This is a genomic window from Acinetobacter sp. OYA S30 (assembly GCF_033599315.1).
GTDB classification, from domain to species: domain Bacteria; phylum Pseudomonadota; class Gammaproteobacteria; order Pseudomonadales; family Moraxellaceae; genus Acinetobacter; species Acinetobacter baumannii.
This window is the reverse complement of sequence record NZ_JAWVAV010000009.1, coordinates 71751-94182: the sequence shown is the minus strand read 5'-3', so window position 1 is coordinate 94182 and position 22432 is coordinate 71751. Positions and strand designations below refer to the sequence as shown.

Sequence of the window (22432 nt, the reverse complement as noted above, 5' to 3'; positions counted from 1 at the left end):
TTTTTGCGAAACATTGAGCTAACTATCGTCCATAGGCACTATCGCAAAAAGAAGTTGTTTGTTTGACGCTCGAAAGAGCCTTATTGAAAGAAGGGTACGCTATGCACATGCCATCGCCTAATACTGTAGCTCCCGCTCAAGGTTTATATCAGCCTGATGAGTTTAAGGATAACTGTGGTTTTGGACTGATTGCCCATATGAAGGGTGAATCAAGTCATCATCTAGTAGAAACCGCGATTCACAGTTTAAGTTGCATGACGCACCGTGGTGGTATTGCCGCAGATGGCAAGACGGGAGATGGTTGCGGCTTATTATTGGCGATGCCAAAGCAATTTTTCCGTGATGAAGCAAAAAAACTGAGTGATATTACACTGAGTGAAATTTTTGCTGTGGGTACGGTATTTTTAAATATTGATCCAGCATTAGCACAGCACTCTAAAAATATTTTAACGAAAGAAATTGAGTCAGAAGGTTTACGTGTACTTGCTTGGCGTATCGTTCCAACAAACAACGATGCATTGGGTGAAATCGCGCTTCAATCTTTACCTGCTTTTGAGCAAGTCATCGTCAACTGCCCAATGGGCGTAACTGAGGTTGAATTTAACCGTAAGTTATTCTTGGCGCGTCGCCGTGCGGAACAACAACTCCAAAATGATCCGTTATTTTACGTGACTACGCTTTGCTCGACAGTTATTAGCTATAAAGGCTTAATGATGCCTGCGGCGATTGCCGAGTTTTATACAGACTTGGCAGATGAGCGTTTAAAATCACATATCGTGGTATTCCACCAACGTTTCTCTACAAATACATTACCGCGTTGGCCATTAGCTCAGCCATTCCGTTATCTTGCGCATAATGGTGAAATCAACACAATTACAGCAAACCGTAACTGGGCATTGGCGCGTACTCCTAAATTTGAAAACCCATTATTACCAGGTTTGACTGAGCTTAACCCGATTGTAAACCGTACAGGTTCGGACTCTTCAAGTTTAGATAATATGCTTGAGATTCTGGTGGGCGGTGGTATGGATTTATTCCGTGCTTTACGTATGCTCGTGCCACCAGCTTGGCAGAACGTTGAAACTTTAGATGCAGACTTGCGTGCATTCTATGAGTTCAACTCAAAACATATGGAAGCTTGGGATGGTCCGGCAGGCCTCGTTATTCAAGATGGTCGTCATGCGATTTGTATGCTTGACCGTAATGGTTTACGTCCTGCGCGTTGGGTTATTACCAAAAATGATTACATTACCTTGGCATCTGAAATTGGTGTTTGGGGCTATGAGCCAGAAGATGTAGTATCAAAAGGTCGTGTAGGTCCTGGTCAAATCTTGGTTGTTGATACCCTTACAGGTAAAGTGCTTGATACTAAAGATGTTAGCAATCACTTGAAAAACATGCGTCCGTACCGTGAGTGGTTGCGTGACCATGCGATTCGCTTAAATGCAAACCCGGAACTTGAAGAACAACTTGTTGATAAAGGTTTAACTGGCGATGCATTAAAAGCGGCTCAAAAAATGTTTATGGTGACATTTGAAGAGCGCGATCAGTTGTTACGTCCAATCGCTGAGAGCGGCCAGGAAGCTGTGGGTTCTATGGGTGACGATACACCAATGGCTGTATTGTCTCGTCAAGTACGTCATGTGACCGATTACTTCCGTCAACAGTTTGCACAGGTGACAAACCCGCCAATTGACCCATTACGTGAGTCAATTGTTATGTCACTTGAAACCTGTTTGGGTCGTGAGCAGAACGTATTCGAACAAGGTCCTGAGCATGCTGATCGTATCATCATCTCTAGCCCGGTTTTATCAAATTCAAAAATGCAGCAAATTCGTAGCATTGAACGTGCGGGTTATGAGGCGGTTGATATTGATCTGAACTATGCTGAAACCGAAGGTTTACAAGCTGCGATTACTCGTATTTGTGAAGAATCTGCACAAGCTGTTCGTGATGGTAAGACCTTAATTGTTTTAACTGATAAAAACATTCGTCAAGGTTATTTACCTGCAAATGCTGCGCTTACAACAGGTGCGGTACACCATCACCTCATAAAAACTGGTTTGCGTACTGATGCAAACATTATGGTTGAAACCGGTTTTGCACGTGATCCACATCAATTTGCGGTGTTACTCGGTTTTGGTGCTACTGCCATTTACCCATACCTTGCATATGATGTAATCAATGATTTGATTGCTAAAGGTGAGCTTTTAGGTGATCCAATCCATGCACAGGCAAACTTCCGTAAAGGTATCGAGAAAGGCTTATTAAAAGTTCTTTCAAAGATGGGTATCTCGACAGTAGCTTCTTACCGTGGTGGTCAGTTATTTGAAGCAGTTGGTTTATCTTCTGAAGTTGTAGATCAATGTTTCTTAGGTGTTCCTAGTCGTATCCAAGGTGCAACATTTGTTGATCTTGAAAATGACCAGAAAAAATTAGCGGCTACAGCTTGGTCTAACCGTAAACCAATTGATCAAGGTGGTTTGCTGAAATTCGTATTTGGTAAAGAATACCACGCGTTTAACCCAGACGTGATTAACTCGCTACATAAGGCAGTTCGTTCTGGCAAATACGAAGACTTTAAAGAATATGCCGAGTTAGTGAATAACCGTCCGATCGCGACTATTCGTGACTTATTTAAGTTAAAAACAACCAATCCAATTCCGGTTGAGCAAGTTGAATCGGTTGAAGCTATCTTACCTCGTTTCGACTCGGCAGGTATGTCATTAGGCGCGCTTTCTCCAGAAGCCCATGAAGCAATTGCAATTGCCATGAATACCATTGGTGGTCGCTCAAACTCTGGTGAGGGTGGTGAAGATCCTGCGCGTTACGGCACAATTCGTAACTCGAAAATCAAGCAAATTGCATCTGGTCGTTTTGGTGTAACACCTGCATATTTAACTTCTGCTGAAGTCTTGCAAATTAAAGTTGCTCAAGGTGCAAAACCGGGTGAAGGTGGTCAGTTGCCAGGTGGTAAAGTGAATGGCTTGATTGCACGTTTACGTTACTCTGTTCCGGGCGTGACACTTATTTCACCTCCGCCGCATCATGACATTTACTCAATTGAAGATTTGTCGCAACTGATTTTTGACTTGAAACAAGTTAACCCGAAAGCAATGGTATCTGTGAAGTTAGTATCTGAGCCGGGTGTAGGTACAATTGCTGCAGGTGTTGCTAAAGCATATGCAGACTTTATTACCATTTCAGGTTATGACGGTGGTACTGCTGCGTCTCCGCTTTCATCAATTCACCATGCAGGTTCGCCATGGGAGCTTGGCTTGAGTGAAGCGCATCAGGCACTTCGTGTAAATGACTTGCGTGGCAAAGTACGTGTACAAACTGACGGTGGTTTAAAGACTGGTCTTGATGTTATTAAGGCGGCTATTTTAGGTGCTGAAAGTTTCGGTTTTGGTTCTACACCAATGATCGCATTAGGTTGTAAATACCTACGTATTTGCCACTTAAACAACTGTGCGACCGGTGTTGCGACTCAACAAGATCATTTACGTCAAGAGCACTATATTGGCGAACCACAAATGCTCATTAATTTCTTCCACTTTATTGCAGAAGAAACGCGTGAATGGTTGGCAGCTCTTGGTGTAGCTTCACTTAAAGACTTAATTGGCCGTGTAGATTTACTTGAAGTCTTACCGGGTGAAACAGAGAAACATGCTCATCTTGATTTAAGTGCATTATTAACTTCTCATCCTGCTGCTGAAGGTAAAGCACAGTATTGTGAAGTAGAAGGTAATGCACCGTTTGACAAGGGCGTATTGGCTGAAAGAATGGTCGAAGAAATGCTTCCTGCAATCGAGTCAAGCGCTGGTGGTCAATTCAATTTTAATGTCGTGAACTGTGACCGTTCAATTGGTGCACGTGTATCGGGTGAGATTGCTCGTCGCTATGGCAACTTGGGTATGGAAGCACATCCGGTTGTAATGAACCTAACAGGTACTGCTGGTCAGTCACTTGGTGTTTGGAATGCTGGTGGTTTGCACATCCGTCTTGAAGGTGATGCAAATGACTATGTAGGTAAAGGTATGGCTGGTGGTCGTATTTCGATCTTCCCACCAAAAGGTTCACCTTTCCAGACACAAAATACAGCAATTATTGGTAATACTTGTTTGTATGGCGCAACTGGCGGTAAGTTATTTGCTGCAGGTACAGCAGGTGAGCGTTTCGCAGTTCGTAACTCTGGTGCGTTCGCTGTTATTGAGGGTGCAGGCGACCACTGCTGTGAATATATGACTGGTGGTGTTGTGACTGTGCTTGGAAAAGTGGGTCATAACTTCGGTGCAGGTATGACAGGCGGTTTTGCTTACGTGCTTGACCTCGATAATGACTTTGTAGATTACTACAACCACGAGTTAATTGACTTAACCCGTATTTCAACCGAATCTATGGAAGATCATAAAGAATTCTTATTGCGTATTATTGACGAGCACATCAAGGAAACAGGTAGTGCTTGGGCTTACAAAATCCGCAACGAGTTTGACTTCTACAGCCGTAAATTCTGGCTTGTAAAACCAAAAGCTGCTAACTTGCAATCGCTTTTGAAAACTACACAAGCTGACCCACAATAATTCCACGACTGCAAAGACATAGGCAGGTGCGGGCAACAAGGAAATCCGCGCCTACCCACGGAGAGAGACATGGCAGAACGCCTAAATAATGACTTTCAATTTCTGGATGTACCACGTCAAGATCCAGAGAAAAAAGATATTACTGTCCGCAAAGCAGAGTTTGTGGAAATTTATAAACCTTTTACTTCGGAAACTGTAACTAATCAGACGCACCGTTGTTTAGGTTGTGGTAACCCATATTGCGAATGGAAATGTCCTGTACATAACTACATTCCAAACTGGCTAAAACTCATTGCTGAAGGCCAAATTTTCCAGGCTGCTGAGCTTTGCCATCAAACAAATACTTTACCTGAGGTATGTGGTCGTGTATGTCCGCAGGACCGTTTGTGTGAAGGTGCTTGTACCTTAAATGATGGCTTTGGTGCAGTCACCATTGGTAATGCTGAAAAATATATCAATGACACAGCTTTTGCTTTGGGTTGGCGCCCAGATATGTCACATGTGAAGTGGACAGGTAAAAAAGTTGCAATCATTGGCGCAGGTCCAGCAGGCCTAGGCTGTGCCGACATTTTAGCTCGTGGTGGTGTTAAACCGGTGGTATTTGATAAGCGTCCTGAGATTGGTGGCTTACTAACATTTGGTATTCCAGAATTCAAGATGGAAAAAGATGTCATGAAACGCCGCCGTGAAATTTTCACAGGCATGGGCATTGAATTCCGCTTAAATACTGAAATTGGTAAAGATGTCACGATTGATGAATTACTTGCTGAATATGATGCAGTATTCATGGGGATGGGAACTTATACCTACATGAAAGGTGGTTTCCCTGGTGAAGATCTTGACGGTGTTTATGATGCGCTTGATTTCTTAATCTCTAACGTGAACCGTTGTCAGGGATGGGAAAAGGACCCAAGTGAATACATTAGCATGGATGGTAAGAAAGTTATTGTTCTTGGTGGTGGTGATACCGCAATGGACTGTAACCGTACTTCATTACGTCAAGGTGCCCACGACGTAACATGTGCATACCGCCGTGATGAAAGTAATATGCCGGGTTCTGCACGTGAAGTAAAAAATGCGTATGAAGAAGGCGTAAAGTTCTTATTTAACCGTCAACCAATCGAGATTGTTGGCGAAAATGGTAAGGTAACAGGCGTAAAAGTGGTAACGACACAAATGGGTGAACCAGATAGTCGTGGCCGCCGTAGCCCTGAGCCAATTCCGGGTTCTGAAGAAGTTTTACCTGCTGATGCAGTTTTGCTAGCGTTCGGTTTCCGTCCAAGCCCTGCTGACTGGTTTGATAGTGTGAATATTAATCTTGATGGTTCTGGTCGTGTTGTTGCACCTGAACAGCAGGAATTTAAATTCCAGACTTCAAACCCAAAAATCTTTGCTGGTGGTGATATGGTACGTGGTTCAGACCTTGTAGTTACAGCAATCTGGGAAGGTCGCCAAGCTGCTGAAGGTATTTTAGATTACCTTGGTGTTTAATCTAAAAAAATCATTATTAAAGTTTTTGATAAAGCCTGCGATATGCAGGCTTTATTTTTTTACCATTAGTCAGTTTGATGCTTTTGGCAAATACAATAAGCTTTTTTGCCCTGTTTAGCCCCTTAGTCGCAAGAGATACTCAAAACTTCCTTCTTCAATACAATAGGTGTTGAATATGAACATCGCAGGCATGACGGCAGAAAAATCATATTTAAATCGTCGAAAAGCGTTGGGTATTACAGTACGTCGTCTTGAGTTTAACCCTCAAGCTATCAAACGCTATTATTTTGCAAATTCGCCTTTAATGTCCCATTTTTTAACTGCACTCTCTTCAACATTTCCCGTGGGAGAACAGTTTTTTGTAAATAGCGTGCGTAATGTACGTGACAAAGTTTCCGACCCTCAATTACAGGCTCAGATTGCGGCATTTATTGGGCAAGAAGCAATGCATTCGAAAGCACATGGAGAGTTCAATGAGGCTTGGCGTCGTGATGACTATAATCTGGATCGCTTTCAAAACTGGTTGAATGAGCGTGACAAGTATTTAAGAACAATTTCTCCTAAGCTGCAGCTAGCACTGACATGTGCATTTGAGCATTTTACGGCTTTGCTGGGGGGATATATTTTACAGCATCCAGAACTTCTAAAAACTTTGGATCAAGATGCGCTAAAGCTTTGGGTTTGGCATGCTATAGAAGAAATTGAGCATCGTTCAGTTGCATTCGATGTCTATCAACAGGTATATGGCGATGACCGTATTCGTCGTTTACTCATGCGGAGTGTCACTACAGGGTTTGCAAGTCTTACTTTTTATGGCACTACACGGCTATTTTGGCAAGATAAATGGAAGAGCTTACCTAAAATCGGAGGTAACTTATTTGGGCTATATTTGCTTGCTAAAATGCTTATACAGCTAACTCCTGAATATTTTGCTTATTACAAAAAAGACTTCCACCCGAGTCAAAAAGATTATGGCCATATGGTCGATTATTGGAAAAGCTATTTGGCTGATGAATATCAAATGACAAGTTTCCAAGAGGAAAAAAATCCAAGACCAAGCTAATAAAAAACCGGATTTAAAAATCCGGTTTTTTTAAATCTATAAAATAAAAGCAACACAATAATGCCAAAATCGTCATACAATCGGGAAAAGTGGTTAAAAATATAAAGAAAAACTTGAGGATAATGTGACGATGAAAACGTTTAAACAACTTGCTATCGCGACAACACTTGCCAGTACCCTATTATTTTCAGGCTGTGGCTATAATACTTTACAGGTTAAAGATGAAGCTGTAACAGCGGCTTGGTCTGAGGTACAAAACCAATATCAACGTCGTGCCGATCTAGTTCCAAATTTGGTAAATGTTGTAAAAGGTTATGCTAAACATGAAGAACAGGTTTTAACAGAAGTTACCCAAGCACGTGCCAATGTTGCAGGCTTGAAGGTTGATAAAGAAGTATTAGAAGATCCAGCATTACTTGAAAAATATCAACAGGCACAAAGCCAGTTAACTGGGGCATTATCTCGACTTATTGCCGTTTCAGAAAACTACCCGGATTTAAAAGCCAATACCCAATTCCAAGAATTGCAAGTTCAGCTTGAGGGAACAGAAAACCGAATTGCTGTTGCCCGTAATCGTTATATTACAACTGTTCAGGACTATAACGCTTATGTTCGTCAGTTCCCACAAGCAGTAACAGCAAAAGTGATTGGCATGCATCCTAAAGCCAATTTCTCTGCAGAAGCATCTGCTCAGCAGGCTCCAAAAGTTTCTTTTGATTAATTTAAATCAAAGGAGTGCCGCATGAGAAATACTATATTGCTTCAGTCTAAGCAAATTAGGGTATTCGTTATTACCTTAATTGTTCTCTGCTGTGGTGTTCTGTTTCAGAATGCGGCTTGGAGTGAGAATAATATTGCCACTGCTACCGATGAAGCGGATACGGTAGTGGCAGGCAAAATTATTCAACAGCAGCAAGCTCAAGCATCTAAGCCTCAAATAAATTCTCAGGCAGCTTCGAGTGTCACACCTCAAACGCAAGTTGCAAATGATATGGCTGATGGTGAATCGATTCGCGGTTTACCAACATTAAATCAACCTGTCATTGATCAAGCTAACGTTTTGAGTGAAACCGAAAAACAACAGCTTAGCCAGAAAATCTTAAATCTGTACCAGCAAGGTAAAGCACAAATAGGTATTGTGATTGTACCGACTACAGGTCAAGAAGATATTTTTGATTATGCTTTGCGAGTAGGTGAAAAATGGCAACTCGGTTCGAGTAAACGAGATAATGGCTTACTTATCGCAGTTGCAATTAATGACCATAGAATACAGATTCTAACTGGATACGGTTTAGAAGGAGTATTACCTGATATTGTTGCAAGTCGAATTATTCGAAATCAAATTACCCCTTATTTTAAACAAGCCCAATATGCTCAAGGACTAAATGCAGGACTTGATGAAATTGGAAGAATTTTAAATTTAGATCCGGAAGTTGCTCAGCAAGCTGCTCAAGATTTAAAAGAACGCCAACATCAAGCTGCCGAAGAACAACAAGCGAAACAAACTACGCTTACAATGGCTTTATTTATTCTTGTTGCTGGGGTTGTGGGATCATTTATTGTTGGTCGACCACTTAGCGCGTCAACAGCAGGAGTTGCGGCAGCGGTAGCTGGTTTCGTAAATGGTGCTGGCGTAGTAATGAGTTTACTACTGGGTTTTGGTATTTTCTTTTTACTCATAACTTCAATTGCCCAACTGATTTTACAGGCTATTCTGAGCGGAGCTGGTGGCGGTGGACGCGGAGGAGGCTTTGGCGGTGGTGGCGGAGGCTACGGCGGCGGTGGACGTTTTGGCGGTGGAGGTGCTTCAGGCTCATGGTAACAACATCAGAAACAACCCAAATTATTACTCAGCCAAAAATTGAGGAATATGTAGAGCCAAGTTTAAAACGTTGGTTTAAGCATTTTTGTTATTTACCAGCAAGTAGCAAATATTTCTCCAAACAAGATAAACAAGCTATTGCTGAGGCTGTACAGCAAGCAGAGCATGGGCATGTTGGCGAAATACAGGTTGTCATAGAAGGCCATATCCCATGTTCACAAGCGTATAGACAAAATACCCGTTTAAGAGCCCAGCAATTATTTGCAGAACTGGGTGTTTGGGATACAGAGCTCAATAGTGGTGTATTGCTCTATTTAAATTTGTGTGAACGTACAGTAGAAATCATCTTTGATCGTGGGATTAGAAATGCAACTACTGAACAAATATGGCAGCAGATTTGTAAGTCGATTGTAGAGCAGCTTCAACAAAAGCAATATCAGAAAGCGGTAGTTACAGGAGTTCAGCAAATTGGAGAAGTGATGTCACGCTTTTACGATGAAAACATGCCAGATCAATTAAATGAATTAGGTAACGCACCTATCATTATTAATTAAATGATTGACTCAAAAATTTAACTGTTTTTAGAATTTTTGCTCAATAAGGTGGCTGACAAAAAATGTCACCTATTTGATTATTATTATAGAGATTTTTATCACATTCGATATTAAAAAAATGAAATAGGCAATAAATTAATTTTTATCGGTGATTCAGTCCTAATAATTCCTAGTGACAATTTTTGTCAGTTAATTACAGCTTAAACTACTAAAATAAGGCTTTATAAATTATAAGTTTATGTTTTTTAACAATAATAAAAGTTGGCATGGTTGCTGCAATATATTTGATAGCTGAAAAGCTTATATAAAAACATACATACAATCTTTGGGGAAAAGGCTATGAATGCACAAAAAGGTTTTACATTAATCGAACTTATGATCGTGGTTGCCATTATTGGTATTTTGGCAGCAATTGCGATTCCTGCTTATCAAAACTACATTGCTAAGTCACAAGTAAGTACTGGTTTAGCTGATATTACTGCTGGTAAGACAAATGCAGAAACTAAATTAGCAGAAGGTTTAACTGCGGCATTAACTGATGTAACAACTTTAGGTTTACAACAATCTACGAATGCTTGTGCTATTACAGCCAATATTGGAACTAATGGTGCAAGTAATATTACTTGTACATTGAAAGGTACATCACAAATTAATGGTAAAAAAATTGAATGGATCCGTGATGCAGATAATGCTACAAATGGTACGACAGGTGCTTGGCGCTGTAAAACTGATGTAGCTGAAAACTTACGTCCTAAATCATGTGGTGCTTCTTAATAGTTAATTAATAAAAAGAGAGGTTGCGGCCTCTCTTTTTTATTGAAGAAAATAAATATGTTAAAGAAAAATATTTTACTGTTTGTGATAGTAATCTATCTTATTACAGCACTATTGGGATATCGAATTGGCTGGTCTGTCTTTCAATATGATGAACTTCGTTTATTGCAGTTTCCTTTAGCGTTATGTGCTTTATTAATATTAATCTCCGCAAAAAAACTAAAATACTCAATTTATAGTCAAATTAATTTTTTTATTATTGGGGTATTTATATTAATTCAACACATAAATTGGGGAATTTTTGAGTTTCAAGAGCTTTGGTCTGCGATAGCATTACTTTTTATATTTTCTGCCTTAACATATGAGTTAAGGAATATAAAAAATATAGAGCATGGTATTGCACTAATTGTAGTTACAGCAATTATTCCATGTTTATTTATTTTGATTTCTATTTTTAATTTTATTATCCATCAACAATGGTTTGATTGGCAGTTTAACTCTGGCACGATTCGGATTTATGATAGTGTTATTGTTCCCTTGTTTTTCTTCCTGATTTATCTAAAAAATAAGAAATATCCTTATATCTCTTATTTTTACCCTATAGTAATTTTCTTTTTTGCTTTAGCATGGTTTTTTGATGGAGCTAGGTCTGCTTTACTTGCGGTAATGACAGGATTGTTAGTTCTCTTTATATATTCTAAAGAAAATCGAAAGCTTATTTTGCAAAGCTGTATTTATATTTTTTTAGCTTTTTTTATTTATAAAATCACTATTTTTTTAGCTGAAAAAAATACAATGACTGTAATACGAACGGGAACATCGCTGCGCGCAGAAATGTGGAAGTTTGTATTTGAACAATGGAAACAGCACCCATTTACTGGGGTTGGTGGTGGATACTTGTCTAAAATACAGTATGCGTATGGACATCATATACATAATCTATATTTAAGACTTATTTTTGAATGGGGCATTATAGGTCTCATATTCTGTATATGGATGTTGACCCAATTAATTGGTTTATTTAAAGATAAAACTGTTTCACTAATTTTGAAAGTTGGTGTGATCGCCGTTTTAGTTGATGCAATGTTCTCAGGTAGTATGGTGTACCCAGCGTCACAAATTGCCTGTGTATTATTTATAGCTTTTACTTTTTCTCATAGAGAGTTAACTTCTAGTTCCCAATATTCTTCTAGGTCGACAAAAATACTGATTGCTTTATGGGGAGTTTTATTCTTATACATCACAATAATGTATTTAGGGCAAGATTTAACTTGTTGGAGTTGCGGAAGCTATGGAGGACGAATGGCTCCAAACTTTTGGTTTTATGGTGGTGCGGAGCACTTAGTACCAGCTTCAAAAATTCCTTAACTTTTGAAGTAAAATTTATCAAAGCCATTTCATATAGACTCATACATTTTTCTTTAGGGTTCCATGTATAATTTCACCCATTTCTAATAGTCTCAAACCTGTCACTATGCAAGTATTCTTTCTGTTCCTCGCAGCAATTTTGTTGGGTTTTGCGTGGTTATCACCATTTCACTATAACCCTTGGGTAATGTTTTCTAGTGAAATGAGTACTTTTGCGGCAGGTTTAAGTGTCTTAGCTGCACTTTTTTATCAAAATATTAAAATTCCGCGTGCACAATTATTGCTATTGCCATTTATTTTAATTCCAGTGGTGCAGTGGGCTTTTGGTCTAGTTTTTGATTTTAGTACAGCTTTGTTAAGTTCACTTTACTTATTAGGCTTCTGGTTTATGGTTGTGGCGGGTTATAACTTGTCACTAGATCAACAAAAGCGAGATCAAATTTTTACAGGCTTTAGTTTATTACTGATTATTGTATCAATTGCGACCAGTTTTATTGCGATATGCCAATGGTTAAATATTGAGTCTCATTTTGTGCATATGTTGCATTTAATTGGTAACCGTCCTTACGGCAACTTTGGTCAACCTAACAATATGGCAACCTTTCTGATTATGGGGCTATTAGGTTGTCTATTTTTATATGAAAAGAATAAAGCAACAGTTTGGTTACTTTTCCCTTCAGCACTTATTATCTTGTTTACAATCGCTTTAAGCCAATCAAGAACTTCTTGGGTGGTTTTTCCATTTTTACTTATCTATTGGATAGTTAAACTATTTGGAAAACAAAAAAGATTTGGTTTTATTCAAGGGTTCTTGTGGTGTGCTGGTTTTTTTGTAATAGCCGGCGTAATTCTGCCATTTGCTACTAGTTTAATTGAAGCATGGTCGAGCGCTGATGTAGCCCAAGCAAGTAGTTTAGTTGAAAGAGCAAGCTCTGGATATCTACGTTTTAATATCTGGACCCAAATGCTACTTGCTGTACAGCAACATCCTTGGTTGGGGTATGGTTGGAACCAAACCAGTGTAGCGCAAATGTCAGCCTATGCTCTTTTTCCAACAACTGAGTGGACGACCAGTGCCCATAATATTTTATTAGATCTCATCATCTGGAACGGTATCCCAATAGGTATAGTCATTATTGCTTACTTTGCATGTTGGTTCCTTTGGCTAAACCAGCAGGCTAAAGAAACTATCTCAATTATTGCAATTATGATGGTGTGTACCGTACTCATTCATGCCATGTTAGAGTTTCCTCAACGCTACGCTTACTTCTTACTTACTTGTGGATTCTTATTAGGCATAATTCAGGCACAGACACCTGTACTCAAAGGTATTGTGCTCAACAAGCAGGTTCTTCGTTTAATTTGGGGAGTCAGTTTAATACTTCTGCTAGCAATTTGGCGTGACTATAATGTCTATGTCACAAATAGTAATTTGTTGTTTAAGAATAAACAGCCAAATGCTGAGGTTTTGGGAAGTAATCAGATTTTTGTTTTAACGCAGTTTGAGCAGCGTCTAAAATGGATTGAGATGAAGCCTGAAACTACTTTATCTGATGCTGATTTAGCAGTGTGGGGTAATTTTGTGAAGAATAAAGCGACGCCTTATAACTTGCGTAAATATGCCCAGCTACTTGCCTATAATGGAAAAGTAGAACAGGCCGAGCAACAAATATTTATTTTGCAGCATCTTTATCGACAGCAAATAACTTTGGCAGAGTTGTTAAAAGATAAATAAAAAAAATCCCCTTGAATACAAGGGGATTTTTTTATGAGAAATTACATTTGGCTTTGAATATAATTTTCGATACCAACACTGCCAATAAGATCAATTTGAGTATCTAACCAATCCCAATATTCTTCCTCTTTTTCTAAGATTTCTTGTACCAAATCACGCGTTACATAGTCTTGTTCTGTTTCGGCTAAAGCGACCGCTTTTTGAATTGCTTCAATATTTTCTTTTACTTTACGGATGTCGCATTGCAGAACTTCTTCTGTATGTTGACCGATATACAATTTACCTAAGTGTTGAAGATTAGGGAGACCTTCTAAAAATAAGATACGCTCAATAATTTTGTCAGCATGCTTCATTTGGCGAATTGATTCTTTATATTCGGCAGAACCGAGTTGTTCAATTCCCCAATCATTAAACATACGAGAGTGTAAAAAGTATTGATTAATTGCAGTTAAATGATGATACAGCACTTGGTTGAGCTGATTAATGACATCACGATTGCCTTTCATTGTAGCTACTCCAAAACAATTTCTGCCTTAATTCAATTAAGGCAATCTATAAATTCATTTTAGTGAACAATCATGGATATGGCGAGTAATTTATAGAACAGCAAATGAAAATCGCAATCAAAAACAACACAATATTGGTAAATGTGAATTTCCTTCCAAAAAAAACCGCTTCAATGAGGAACATTTAACGTTCCGCAAAAAGCGGTGGAGGAGTCAATAAATTTTTGTTAAATATAAATTTTTATTATGCAGCTACAGAAATGCGAGCAGCAATTTCTGCTAATTCTTCACTAATAATAGCACGTGCTTCTGGTGCACAGCGTCCACAGCAAGTACCAAGATCAAGCAAATCGCGAATTTCACGATAGCTTTCAGCGCCATTTTCAATAGCGTCTTTAATATCCTGATCGGTAATGCCACGACACAAGCAAACGTACATGGGAGTGATCCCCAAATATAAATGCGATAATTGATATTATTGATAATTATTATCGTTTGTCAATGAAATTCATTTAAAATCTCATTTATCGTTATTGGGATTTTGGATAAAAAAATACCACCTAAGCGGAAATCTGAGAGTTACTCAGCTTTTTAAGCTGGGGTGGTATCTAATTTTAGAGCTAAATAATTTCTAGTTAATATTTTATCTTACTGATTAATAATAACAATTCCATCCATTTCAACTAAAGCCCCTTTAGGCAGGCTTGCTACACCAAGTGCAGCACGAGCAGGGTATGGTTGAGCAAAATATTCGCCCATAATTTGGTTAACGAGTTGGAAATTAGATAAATCAGTAAGAAAAATATTGAGCTTTGCAATATCTGCAAGTGTGCCGCCTGCAGCTTCACATACTGCTTTAAGGTTATCAAAAACACGGCGGATTTGAGCTTCAATACCGTCTACAAGTTCCATACTGTAAGGATCTAAACCAATTTGCCCTGATAAATATAGTGTGTTACCTACTAAAATGGCTTGAGAATATGTGCCGATGGCAGCAGGGGCATTTTCAGTATGAATGACTTGACGGGACATTTGGTTCTCCTTGATTAAATCTTTTTTCATCATAATCGATGATACGTTTTGACAAAAGTATCATCGATTTAATTGATTAAGTACTTCTAGAAGTTAGATTTTAGTAAAGCAGAACAAATTTTAGCTGACTTTGGAAATTTCCATTTGTGGAGCAGGGGCGTCTAGACGCTCAATACGTGGGAAGCCATAGTGCATTCGTAAATCACGAATGACTTTTGCAATATGTTTACGGTTGTTTACTACAATATTGACGAAAGTACGCTGTTCGTTGGAATGTACCATTTCTACCCCAGCATTATTTTTACGACATTGGTAGATGAGGTCTGATACCTGTTCATCATTCATTGCCATATAAATCGCAAGGTAAGCAGTAAAACGTACATCATCTACGTCATCTGCTTTCCATTGAAGCGGCATAATGTTTTCTGGGTGTAAATGTTGTTCATGAAGCAAATTATGACAACGAATACGGTGCACAATTAAACCACGTCGTGTTAAATGGCCTTGAATTGGATCGCCTAAAATAGGATTACAACAGTGGGCATATTTAACATCAATGCCTTCAGTTCCTTGAATTAGTCGATCTGAATTTTCTGCTCGAGGATGCTTGTCATTTGCAAACAAATGGTTAGCTACAAGTTGAGGAAGTAAATCTCCAACAGCAATTTGCTCAAATAATGCATCTTTATTATCAATATGACGCCATTGTAAGAGATCTAACCAATCTGCATCTGAAAGGTCGTTAATAGAACGATTAAAGAGTTTCAAAGCTCGTGAAAGTGCTTGGGCACCAACTAAACGTTGTTCTTCAATATCTTGGTCTTTGAGTACGTGCTGTAAAGCACGGCGAGCTTTTTGAGTGTTAATGAAGCTCAGCCAATCTGGATTTGGCGTTGCTAAAACGTCAGTAATAATCTCAATAACCTGCCCACTAACTAATGGTGTAGAAAGTGGCTTAATTTCACCATCAACTTTCGCACCTACCGCATGGTTGCCTAAGAAAAGACTAGCTGAATAGGCAAAATCAACTACTGTGGCACCTTGTGGTAACTCATGTAACTGGCCGTGTGGTGTGTAAACCCAAATTTTTTCTTGATGCAAATAATCAAGTAAGTCATTAAAAGTCGTTTTAGCACATTCACCATCAATGAGTGTATTTAGGTTCTGCATGGAAGCTTGAATGGCAGAGCGGCAAGTTTGTGGAGCATTTTCGCCGAGTACTACACCGAAACGTGCAGCTTTACGCATCAACTCAGTTTGAATAGTGAGCGATAAGGTAGTTTTTTCACCCTTAAGCTTGATCATTAATGACTGATTGCCACCTGGTAACGGGCGGCGGATATGATCTTGATATTGGATGACCTGAAAATTTTCTTTTAAGGCTGCTACTAAACGATCGCAGTCTGCAATAGACTGCAAAACGATTTCAAAGGCATGGCTATGAGTAAGTTCTTGTAAATCCATTTCATTTTTTACGAAATGGCGTAAGAGCTCAATATTATTATTTTTCTTTTTAATTCGACCTTGAATATGATAATTGTGGAGAAGCTCCGCAAGATTTTGTTCCCAGATACTTTGGTATTTACATCGCTCTGGCTTGGTTTGAAGCAACGCATTTTGAACGTTATCAAACATATCTAAATCGAGATTTTGATAACATAAATTTTCAAGGTTATCGGCCATTTCATTCATGCCGACTAATCTTGCCATCGGTACGAAAATATCAAAGGTTTCTTGAGCAATACGAGCACGTTTATCGGGACGTAAGGCGCCCAATGTGGTCATATTGTGGTAGCGATCAGCTAGTTTAATAATAATGACGCGTGGATCTTGCAAAGTAGCTTGTAGAATTTTTCTAAAAGAAGCAGCTTTATTATATTCTTTATCGCTCGACTGGCTTAGTTTGGTTACGCCATCAACAAGCTCTGCAACTGTTTGTCCAAATCGCTCAATAATATCGTATTTTGTATATTGAGTGTCTTCAATGACATCATGTAAAAGTGCAGCCATTAATGTTTCAGGATCCAGGCGCATATTCGCTAAAATACAGCTAACCGCGATAGGATGCAGAATATAAGGTTCACCACTTTTACGGGTAATACCAGTGTGTGCCAGATCTCCAAAATCGCAGGCAGCAAGCACTTTTTCGACTTCACTTACCGATAAGTAAGGGTCGATAATTAATTTGAGCTGTTGCTTGGCTTGGCTGACCTCTTCGCCTGGCATAGACCACCCTTTTTCTGTTGCTTAAAAAACTAAATCTATCTACTTCTTAATGAAAAGCATATTGCGGAACTTGTCAATTTTTTCGATTGAAAAAGTGTATTTTTTTTTCAATGAAAATAATTGCTTTTACCAATATGTTTTAAATATGCATAAGCCAAATAAAAAACCATCGCAAAAAAACGATGGTTTTTTATAGAAACAGGAATAATTAGAAAGAAAAACCTTCTAAATTTAAGCTGTTTGTAGAAAGGGCAAGATCAAGACTAGAAGTTTGGTAATCTTGCTCACGTTGTTTAAGAATTTCTTTCGTTACGTGACCTACAGCGATTTCACGTAAAGCAACAACTGTTGGTTTGTCGTTATCCCATTCTACAGTTGGCTCCATGCCTTGACGTGCCAATTGACGAGCACGTTTACTTGCAACGAGCACAAGCTCAAAACGGTTGTCTACATGATCTAAACAATCTTCAACGGTGACGCGTGCCATAAAAGTTCTCGTTTTGGAATGGTAAATTTGAACAGACTAAATAGTATAAAAGGCTTTCGTTCCAGACTCAAGTTATTCCTGTTTTGGTTGTGGAGTAATCAAGTCTTGAATTAGATTTTGATGTCTTTTTGCCTGTTGAGATAAGACTAAACGATTTGCTGTAATGACGGCTTCAAGCTCATGTAGGGCTTTATTAAAGTCATCATTAATGATGATATAGTCGAAATTTACATAATGCTGCATGTCTTCAACAGCACAGCTTAAGCGGTGTTCAATAACTTCAACAGAGTCTGTACCACGGTTAGATAAACGCTGACGTAAATCGAATTGAGTAGGTGGTAAAATAAAGATCTGTTTAGATTCAGGAAACAGCTTGCGTACTTGCTCTGCACCTTGCCAGTCAATTTCAAGCAAGACATCATGTCCTTGAGCTAACTGTTGTTTTACGGTTGCTTGCGAAGTGCCATAGTAATTACCAAATACTTCAGCATATTCGATAAATCCACCTTGGTTCACTTGGTCTAAAAATTCATCTTTTGTTGTGAAGTGATAGTGAACACCATCTAACTCACCTGGTCGTTGACCTCGGGTAGTATGCGAAACTGAAACATGTAAATTGCTCACACGGTCAAGTAGGGCTTTCACCAAAGATGTTTTGCCCGTTCCTGATGCAGCAGAAACGACAAACAATAGACCCGACATGATATTTTTCCTGATATGATAAAATATCTTCGCTATTGTAGTGTACCGTGCGTTTAAACTGAATAGTTTTAACTGCAAATATTTACGAGAAGTTCCCCTGTTTTATTAATTTTGAGGCTGTTATGGAAATTGTGTTAGCTAATCCGCGTGGTTTTTGTGCCGGTGTTGATCGAGCCATAGCAATCGTCAATCGGGCTTTGGAATGTTTTAATCCTCCTATCTATGTACGTCATGAAGTTGTACACAATAAATTTGTGGTAGATGACTTACGCCAAAGAGGGGCAGTTTTCGTTGATGAGCTCGATCAAGTGCCAGATGATTCTATTGTAATTTTCAGTGCGCACGGTGTTTCAAAAGCAGTTCAGCAAGAAGCAGAGCGTCGAGGCTTAAAAGTTTTTGATGCAACTTGTCCATTGGTGACTAAAGTACATATTGAAGTAACTAAATATGCTCGCGAAGGGACAGAAGCTATTTTAATTGGTCATGAAGGGCACCCAGAAGTTGAAGGTACGATGGGACAATATGACAAATTAAAAGGTGGCGATATTTATCTGGTTGAAGATGAGGCTGATGTGGCAGCACTCGAGGTTAGACATCCGGAAAAATTAGCATTTGTTACGCAAACGACCTTATCTATTGATGATACAGCAAAAGTGATTGATGCTTTGCGTGCAAAATTCCCGAATATTCAAGGTCCGCGTAAAGATGACATCTGTTATGCAACTCAAAATAGACAAGATGCAGTACGTGACCTAGCTGAAAAATGTGATGTTGTGCTGGTTGTTGGCTCACCTAACTCGTCAAATTCGAATCGTTTACGTGAGCTTGCTGAGCGTATGGGGAAAGCTGCTTATCTAGTAGATAATGCAGATCAACTTGAACAATCATGGTTCAATGATACTTGTAAAATTGGTGTTACAGCAGGAGCTTCTGCTCCAGAAATTTTAATTAAGCAAGTGATTCAACGTTTACAAGATTGGGGAGCTCAGGCGCCTAAAGAATTAGAAGGACGTGAGGAAAATATTACTTTTAGTCTTCCTAAAGAATTACGTATACATGTGACCCAAGCATAAAATGTGACTTATTTAACATACTGATTTTAAATAGTTAAACAGATAATTGTTAACATGACAGTTATCTGTTTTTTTATACCCTTTGTCTGTTTTGTATTTGTTTTGTAATTTGTAAAAGTAAAATTTAAATAAGAAATAAAAAATTTTAGTTTTATTTGGGGTTCTGGGGATGAGGGGAATTATTCCACAAGAAGGGTTCACCTTGGTCGAGCTAATGGTGACGATTGCGGTCATGGCTATTATTGCATTGATGGCTGCGCCATCAATGTCAAATTTATTAGAAAGTAAACGTTTAGATGCTAATCAAAGAGACTTAATCAACACTTTATCAGAAGCGAAAAGTCAGGCAATTTTAGGCCGTCAGAATGTTTCTGTTAACTTGAACTCAACAGCTTCAAATACACCCACTTCATTAAATTGGCAGACAGCTTCTAATAATACTCTTGAGCTAAAAAATATAGCCGCTGATGGTACGCAAAGTTCTTTAACGACTACCACTTTAGCTTTTAATGCAAATGGAGTAGTGGCAAATATAACTCAAGATACGCTTTTATCTATTTGTAATTCTAGAATAAATAAAAAGAAAGTCATTATTTTGACCAAGCTTGGCACTTTAGTTTTTAAGGCCGAGGAGACTTGTTAATGCATCACTATAAGCAAAAAGCCCAAGCTGGGGTGGGCTTACTCGAAGTTTTGGTTGCCTTAATTTTACTTGCTATTGGAGTTTTAGGTTATGTTGCCTTGCAGCTAAGAGCTATGGATGCCTCTTCAGAAGCATTAAGTAAATCTCAAGCCATTCTAGTGATGAGGGGATTAGCAGAAAATATCCGTACAAATAGTACTCAAGCTAGCCAGTATCCTACATTTGTGCGTAGTTATAGCAACTATACATCTGATACTCCTGCACCCACGTCATGTTTTAACTCTCTATGTACTGCCTCCCAACTTGCTCAATTTGATGCCTATCAAGCAGCTAGAAATGCTAATCAACTGGGTATGAGAATTACGATGTCAAATTGCCCTGGCGTTACAAATACAATGGTGCAACAACGCCAGTGCCTATTTGTCTTTTGGGGTAAAACTGCGCCAGTGATTACTACAAATGGAACAAATACTAGTGTGGATGTTTCAAGTTGTATGAGTAATAACGGTGTTTACGTGAATAATTTAACTTGCTTAATGATGGAGGCATATTAAATGGCTCAATCATTTATTTCTAATAAAGAACAAGGTTTTACCTTGATTGAACTTATAGTCGCCTTAGCTTTAGGCCTAATATTAGTGGCTGCTGCAACACAGCTATTTATTGGAGGGCTTTTATCGAGTCGATTGCAAAAAGCCAATGCTGAAATCCAGGACAGCGGTATTTTTGGTTTGGAATATATGGCACGTGATATACGGCTTCTAAATTATGGAAATGTTGTAAATCCACAATTAACAGATACAACGCCTTGGGGAGGTATTGTATTAACAGGTTCAACAGCAACAAATGCCAACAATATTAATTTTATTCCAAAAGTTGATACAAATACTTATATTCCGGAAGCGTTATTAAGCCGTGGTGCAGGTGATACGGTAAGTACAGTGAATAACCACTGGAAAGGTCTTTCAAATATACAGAATAGTTCAAATGCTGAAGTACAAAGCGATCAACTGACTATTCAATTCATTGCCCCGACCAATATGACTAATTGTGAAGGTGTGAATGTGTTAGCGGGGGACCTAATAGTTCAACGGTATTTTTTACGTGTTGATAATAATGGTAGCTCTCAACAGGATTATGCACTTGCATGTGATGCGAATACCCCTGCGGTTAGTGCTACAGCGCAACCTGATATCGTTAATGGATTAGGAGATGCAGGGCAAATTATACTGCCTCGTATTGACCATTTTCATGTCTTATTAGGTGCGAAAAACGCAGCTGGTAATTTTGCTTATTACACAATTCCTCAGTATCGGGTGGCTGCGCAAGCTGCTCGAGATGCGAGTCCAGCTGTGGCTGCTCCAAGAATTCTGTCAATACAAATATCGGTATTAGCCCGTTCTACAAATAATGCTCAAAATAAGGCAATAGACCCTAATCAGTCTTTTCTTATGCTAGATCAGAATGTGCATGCTGCTGATAACAGAACTCGCTTTTTGCGACGCGTATATAGCGTGACAATTGCTTTACGCAATGCAATGGGAGAAACAATATGACCCATTTAAATTATAAAAATATTAAAGGTCGATCTAAGGAAACGGGTGCCACACTTATTGTTGTACTTATTATTTTATTGATTGTTATTTCTGTCGGGGTTTTGGCAATAAGAGTAGCGATTGTTTCTCTAAAAGTTGCAACTAATAGCCAAGTTGGCCAATTAAACTTTCAATCTTCAGATACTCCGTTAGAGCTTATTGTACAGATGAACCCAACCACATTGACAAATATTACCAATGTGATTGGAGCAGCACTGAAAGCACATGAAAGTAACCCTGGTGCGGAATATAACTTTTGCTATAAACCAACTTCTACATCTGTAAGTTTTGCTCAAACTCGGGGGGCAAGTTTGCTTCGAGCTGGCAGCGCCAATAATGCTGTGGTTGAAGATGGTGGAGTAGCAGGTTTCTGCGATTTAACAAGTGACTATGGGAGTAATCGTCAAGCGGTAGTTACTCAAGTTGCTGTCAGTATCCCAACCGATGCCATGGCTGATATTCCGGGTTCAAATCTACCTCGGGACATAAATCTTTCCGAAGGAACCCAACTTCCTAAAAGCATGCTATCTACGCAACGTATTCGGGTTATTACAACAGCGTTTTTACCTGCTTATGCCTCGACTTCTTTAGAAGCTCTGCAATCTGATTGCTTAAGTACGAGTTCCGCAAAAATTAGTGACAACTTTGATAGTGCATTAACGGATAAGCAAACCCTAGCTGATTGTTTGGCAAACCATAACGTACCTTTTAGTACTCAAGTTCAAGAATTTAACTATACCAATAAGCTGACTGAAATCACGGCACCAGGTTCATAATG

General features: G+C 38.9%; 20 protein-coding genes and 1 pseudogene. 14 read left to right on the top strand and 7 right to left on the bottom strand.

Annotation, left to right across the window (positions count from 1 at the left end; translation table 11 throughout):
• The first annotated feature begins 107 nt into the window (after positions 1-107).
• The 9 genes from gltB to R5R67_RS06940 all read left to right on the top strand — a co-directional run bounded on the left by gltB (position 108) and on the right by R5R67_RS06940 (position 13390).
• Positions 108-4583, top strand: a complete 4476-nt coding sequence (gene gltB, locus R5R67_RS06980) for a glutamate synthase large subunit (RefSeq protein ID WP_001139948.1) — start codon at positions 108-110, stop codon at positions 4581-4583.
• A 69-nt stretch (positions 4584-4652) separates the two neighbouring features.
• The gene (locus tag R5R67_RS06975) at positions 4653-6074 is read left to right on the top strand and encodes a glutamate synthase subunit beta (RefSeq protein ID WP_000840833.1); all 1422 of its coding nucleotides are present in this window, start codon (positions 4653-4655) and stop codon (positions 6072-6074) included.
• A 175-nt stretch (positions 6075-6249) separates the two neighbouring features.
• Entirely contained in the window at positions 6250-7137 is an 888-nt protein-coding gene (locus tag R5R67_RS06970; protein WP_001017326.1) for a metal-dependent hydrolase, read from the top strand.
• 130 nt (positions 7138-7267) lie between these two features.
• Entirely contained in the window at positions 7268-7858 is a 591-nt protein-coding gene (locus R5R67_RS06965; protein WP_000846931.1) for a LemA family protein, read from the top strand.
• Positions 7859-7879: 21 nt separating this feature from the next.
• Positions 7880-8959 (top strand): TPM domain-containing protein, encoded by a 1080-nt coding sequence (locus R5R67_RS06960; RefSeq protein ID WP_001246378.1) that lies wholly within the window; start codon positions 7880-7882, stop codon positions 8957-8959.
• A complete protein-coding gene (locus tag R5R67_RS06955) occupies positions 8953-9513 on the top strand; it encodes a TPM domain-containing protein (protein WP_000258955.1) in 561 nt (186 codons plus the stop codon). The genes R5R67_RS06960 and R5R67_RS06955 overlap by 7 nt, the downstream gene beginning before the upstream one ends.
• 339 nt (positions 9514-9852) lie before the next feature.
• Positions 9853-10287 (top strand): pilin, encoded by a 435-nt coding sequence (locus R5R67_RS06950; protein ID WP_000993717.1) that lies wholly within the window; start codon positions 9853-9855, stop codon positions 10285-10287.
• Positions 10288-10344: 57 nt separating this feature from the next.
• A complete protein-coding gene (locus R5R67_RS06945; protein WP_000914628.1) occupies positions 10345-11655 on the top strand; it encodes an O-antigen ligase family protein in 1311 nt (436 codons plus the stop codon).
• 106 nt (positions 11656-11761) lie between these two features.
• Positions 11762-13390, top strand: a complete 1629-nt coding sequence (locus tag R5R67_RS06940) for a PglL family O-oligosaccharyltransferase (protein ID WP_001195765.1) — start codon at positions 11762-11764, stop codon at positions 13388-13390.
• Positions 13391-13431: 41 nt separating this feature from the next.
• On the opposite strand, the gene bfr is transcribed toward R5R67_RS06940, so the two are convergent.
• From bfr to gmk, 7 genes and pseudogenes are all read right to left on the bottom strand, one after another.
• Entirely contained in the window at positions 13432-13896 is a 465-nt protein-coding gene (gene bfr, locus R5R67_RS06935; protein WP_000678123.1) for a heteropolymeric bacterioferritin subunit Bfr, read from the bottom strand.
• A gap of 244 nt (positions 13897-14140) precedes the next feature.
• The gene (locus R5R67_RS06930; RefSeq protein ID WP_000289091.1) at positions 14141-14335 is read right to left on the bottom strand and encodes a bacterioferritin-associated ferredoxin; all 195 of its coding nucleotides are present in this window, start codon (positions 14333-14335) and stop codon (positions 14141-14143) included.
• 209 nt (positions 14336-14544) lie between these two features.
• On the bottom strand, positions 14545-14928 hold the full coding sequence (locus tag R5R67_RS06925; protein ID WP_000090000.1) for a RidA family protein: 384 nt from the start codon (positions 14926-14928) through the stop codon (positions 14545-14547).
• 120 nt (positions 14929-15048) lie between these two features.
• Positions 15049-17154, bottom strand: a complete 2106-nt coding sequence (locus tag R5R67_RS06920) for a RelA/SpoT family protein (RefSeq protein WP_318754791.1) — start codon at positions 17152-17154, stop codon at positions 15049-15051.
• Positions 17155-17193: 39 nt separating this feature from the next.
• Positions 17194-17324 (bottom strand): annotated as a pseudogene (locus tag R5R67_RS06915) (hypothetical protein).
• A gap of 38 nt (positions 17325-17362) precedes the next feature.
• Positions 17363-17641, bottom strand: a complete 279-nt coding sequence (gene rpoZ, locus R5R67_RS06910; RefSeq protein ID WP_000135049.1) for a DNA-directed RNA polymerase subunit omega — start codon at positions 17639-17641, stop codon at positions 17363-17365.
• Between the two features lie 72 nt (positions 17642-17713).
• Positions 17714-18343 carry a guanylate kinase gene (gene gmk / locus R5R67_RS06905; protein WP_000015937.1) on the bottom strand — a complete coding sequence of 210 codons (630 nt, stop codon included), beginning with the start codon at positions 18341-18343 and terminating at the stop codon, positions 17714-17716.
• A 122-nt stretch (positions 18344-18465) separates the two neighbouring features.
• Here gmk and ispH point away from each other — a divergent pair, with 122 nt between their 5' ends.
• The 5 genes from ispH to R5R67_RS06880 all read left to right on the top strand — a co-directional run bounded on the left by ispH (position 18466) and on the right by R5R67_RS06880 (position 22430).
• Positions 18466-19416, top strand: a complete 951-nt coding sequence (ispH, locus tag R5R67_RS06900) for a 4-hydroxy-3-methylbut-2-enyl diphosphate reductase (protein WP_000407064.1) — start codon at positions 18466-18468, stop codon at positions 19414-19416.
• Between the two features lie 169 nt (positions 19417-19585).
• Positions 19586-20059, top strand: coding sequence for a Tfp pilus assembly protein FimT/FimU (locus tag R5R67_RS06895; protein ID WP_001214065.1), 474 nt, complete (start codon positions 19586-19588; stop codon positions 20057-20059).
• Positions 20053-20613 carry a type IV pilus modification protein PilV gene (gene pilV / locus R5R67_RS06890; protein WP_100223341.1) on the top strand — a complete coding sequence of 187 codons (561 nt, stop codon included), beginning with the start codon at positions 20053-20055 and terminating at the stop codon, positions 20611-20613. Before R5R67_RS06895 ends, pilV begins: the two co-directional genes overlap by 7 nt.
• A complete protein-coding gene (locus R5R67_RS06885) occupies positions 20614-21615 on the top strand; it encodes a PilW family protein (RefSeq protein ID WP_000079197.1) in 1002 nt (333 codons plus the stop codon).
• Positions 21612-22430 (top strand): PilX N-terminal domain-containing pilus assembly protein, encoded by an 819-nt coding sequence (locus tag R5R67_RS06880; RefSeq protein ID WP_000149371.1) that lies wholly within the window; start codon positions 21612-21614, stop codon positions 22428-22430. The genes R5R67_RS06885 and R5R67_RS06880 overlap by 4 nt, the downstream gene beginning before the upstream one ends.
• Positions 22431-22432 lie beyond the last annotated feature (2 nt).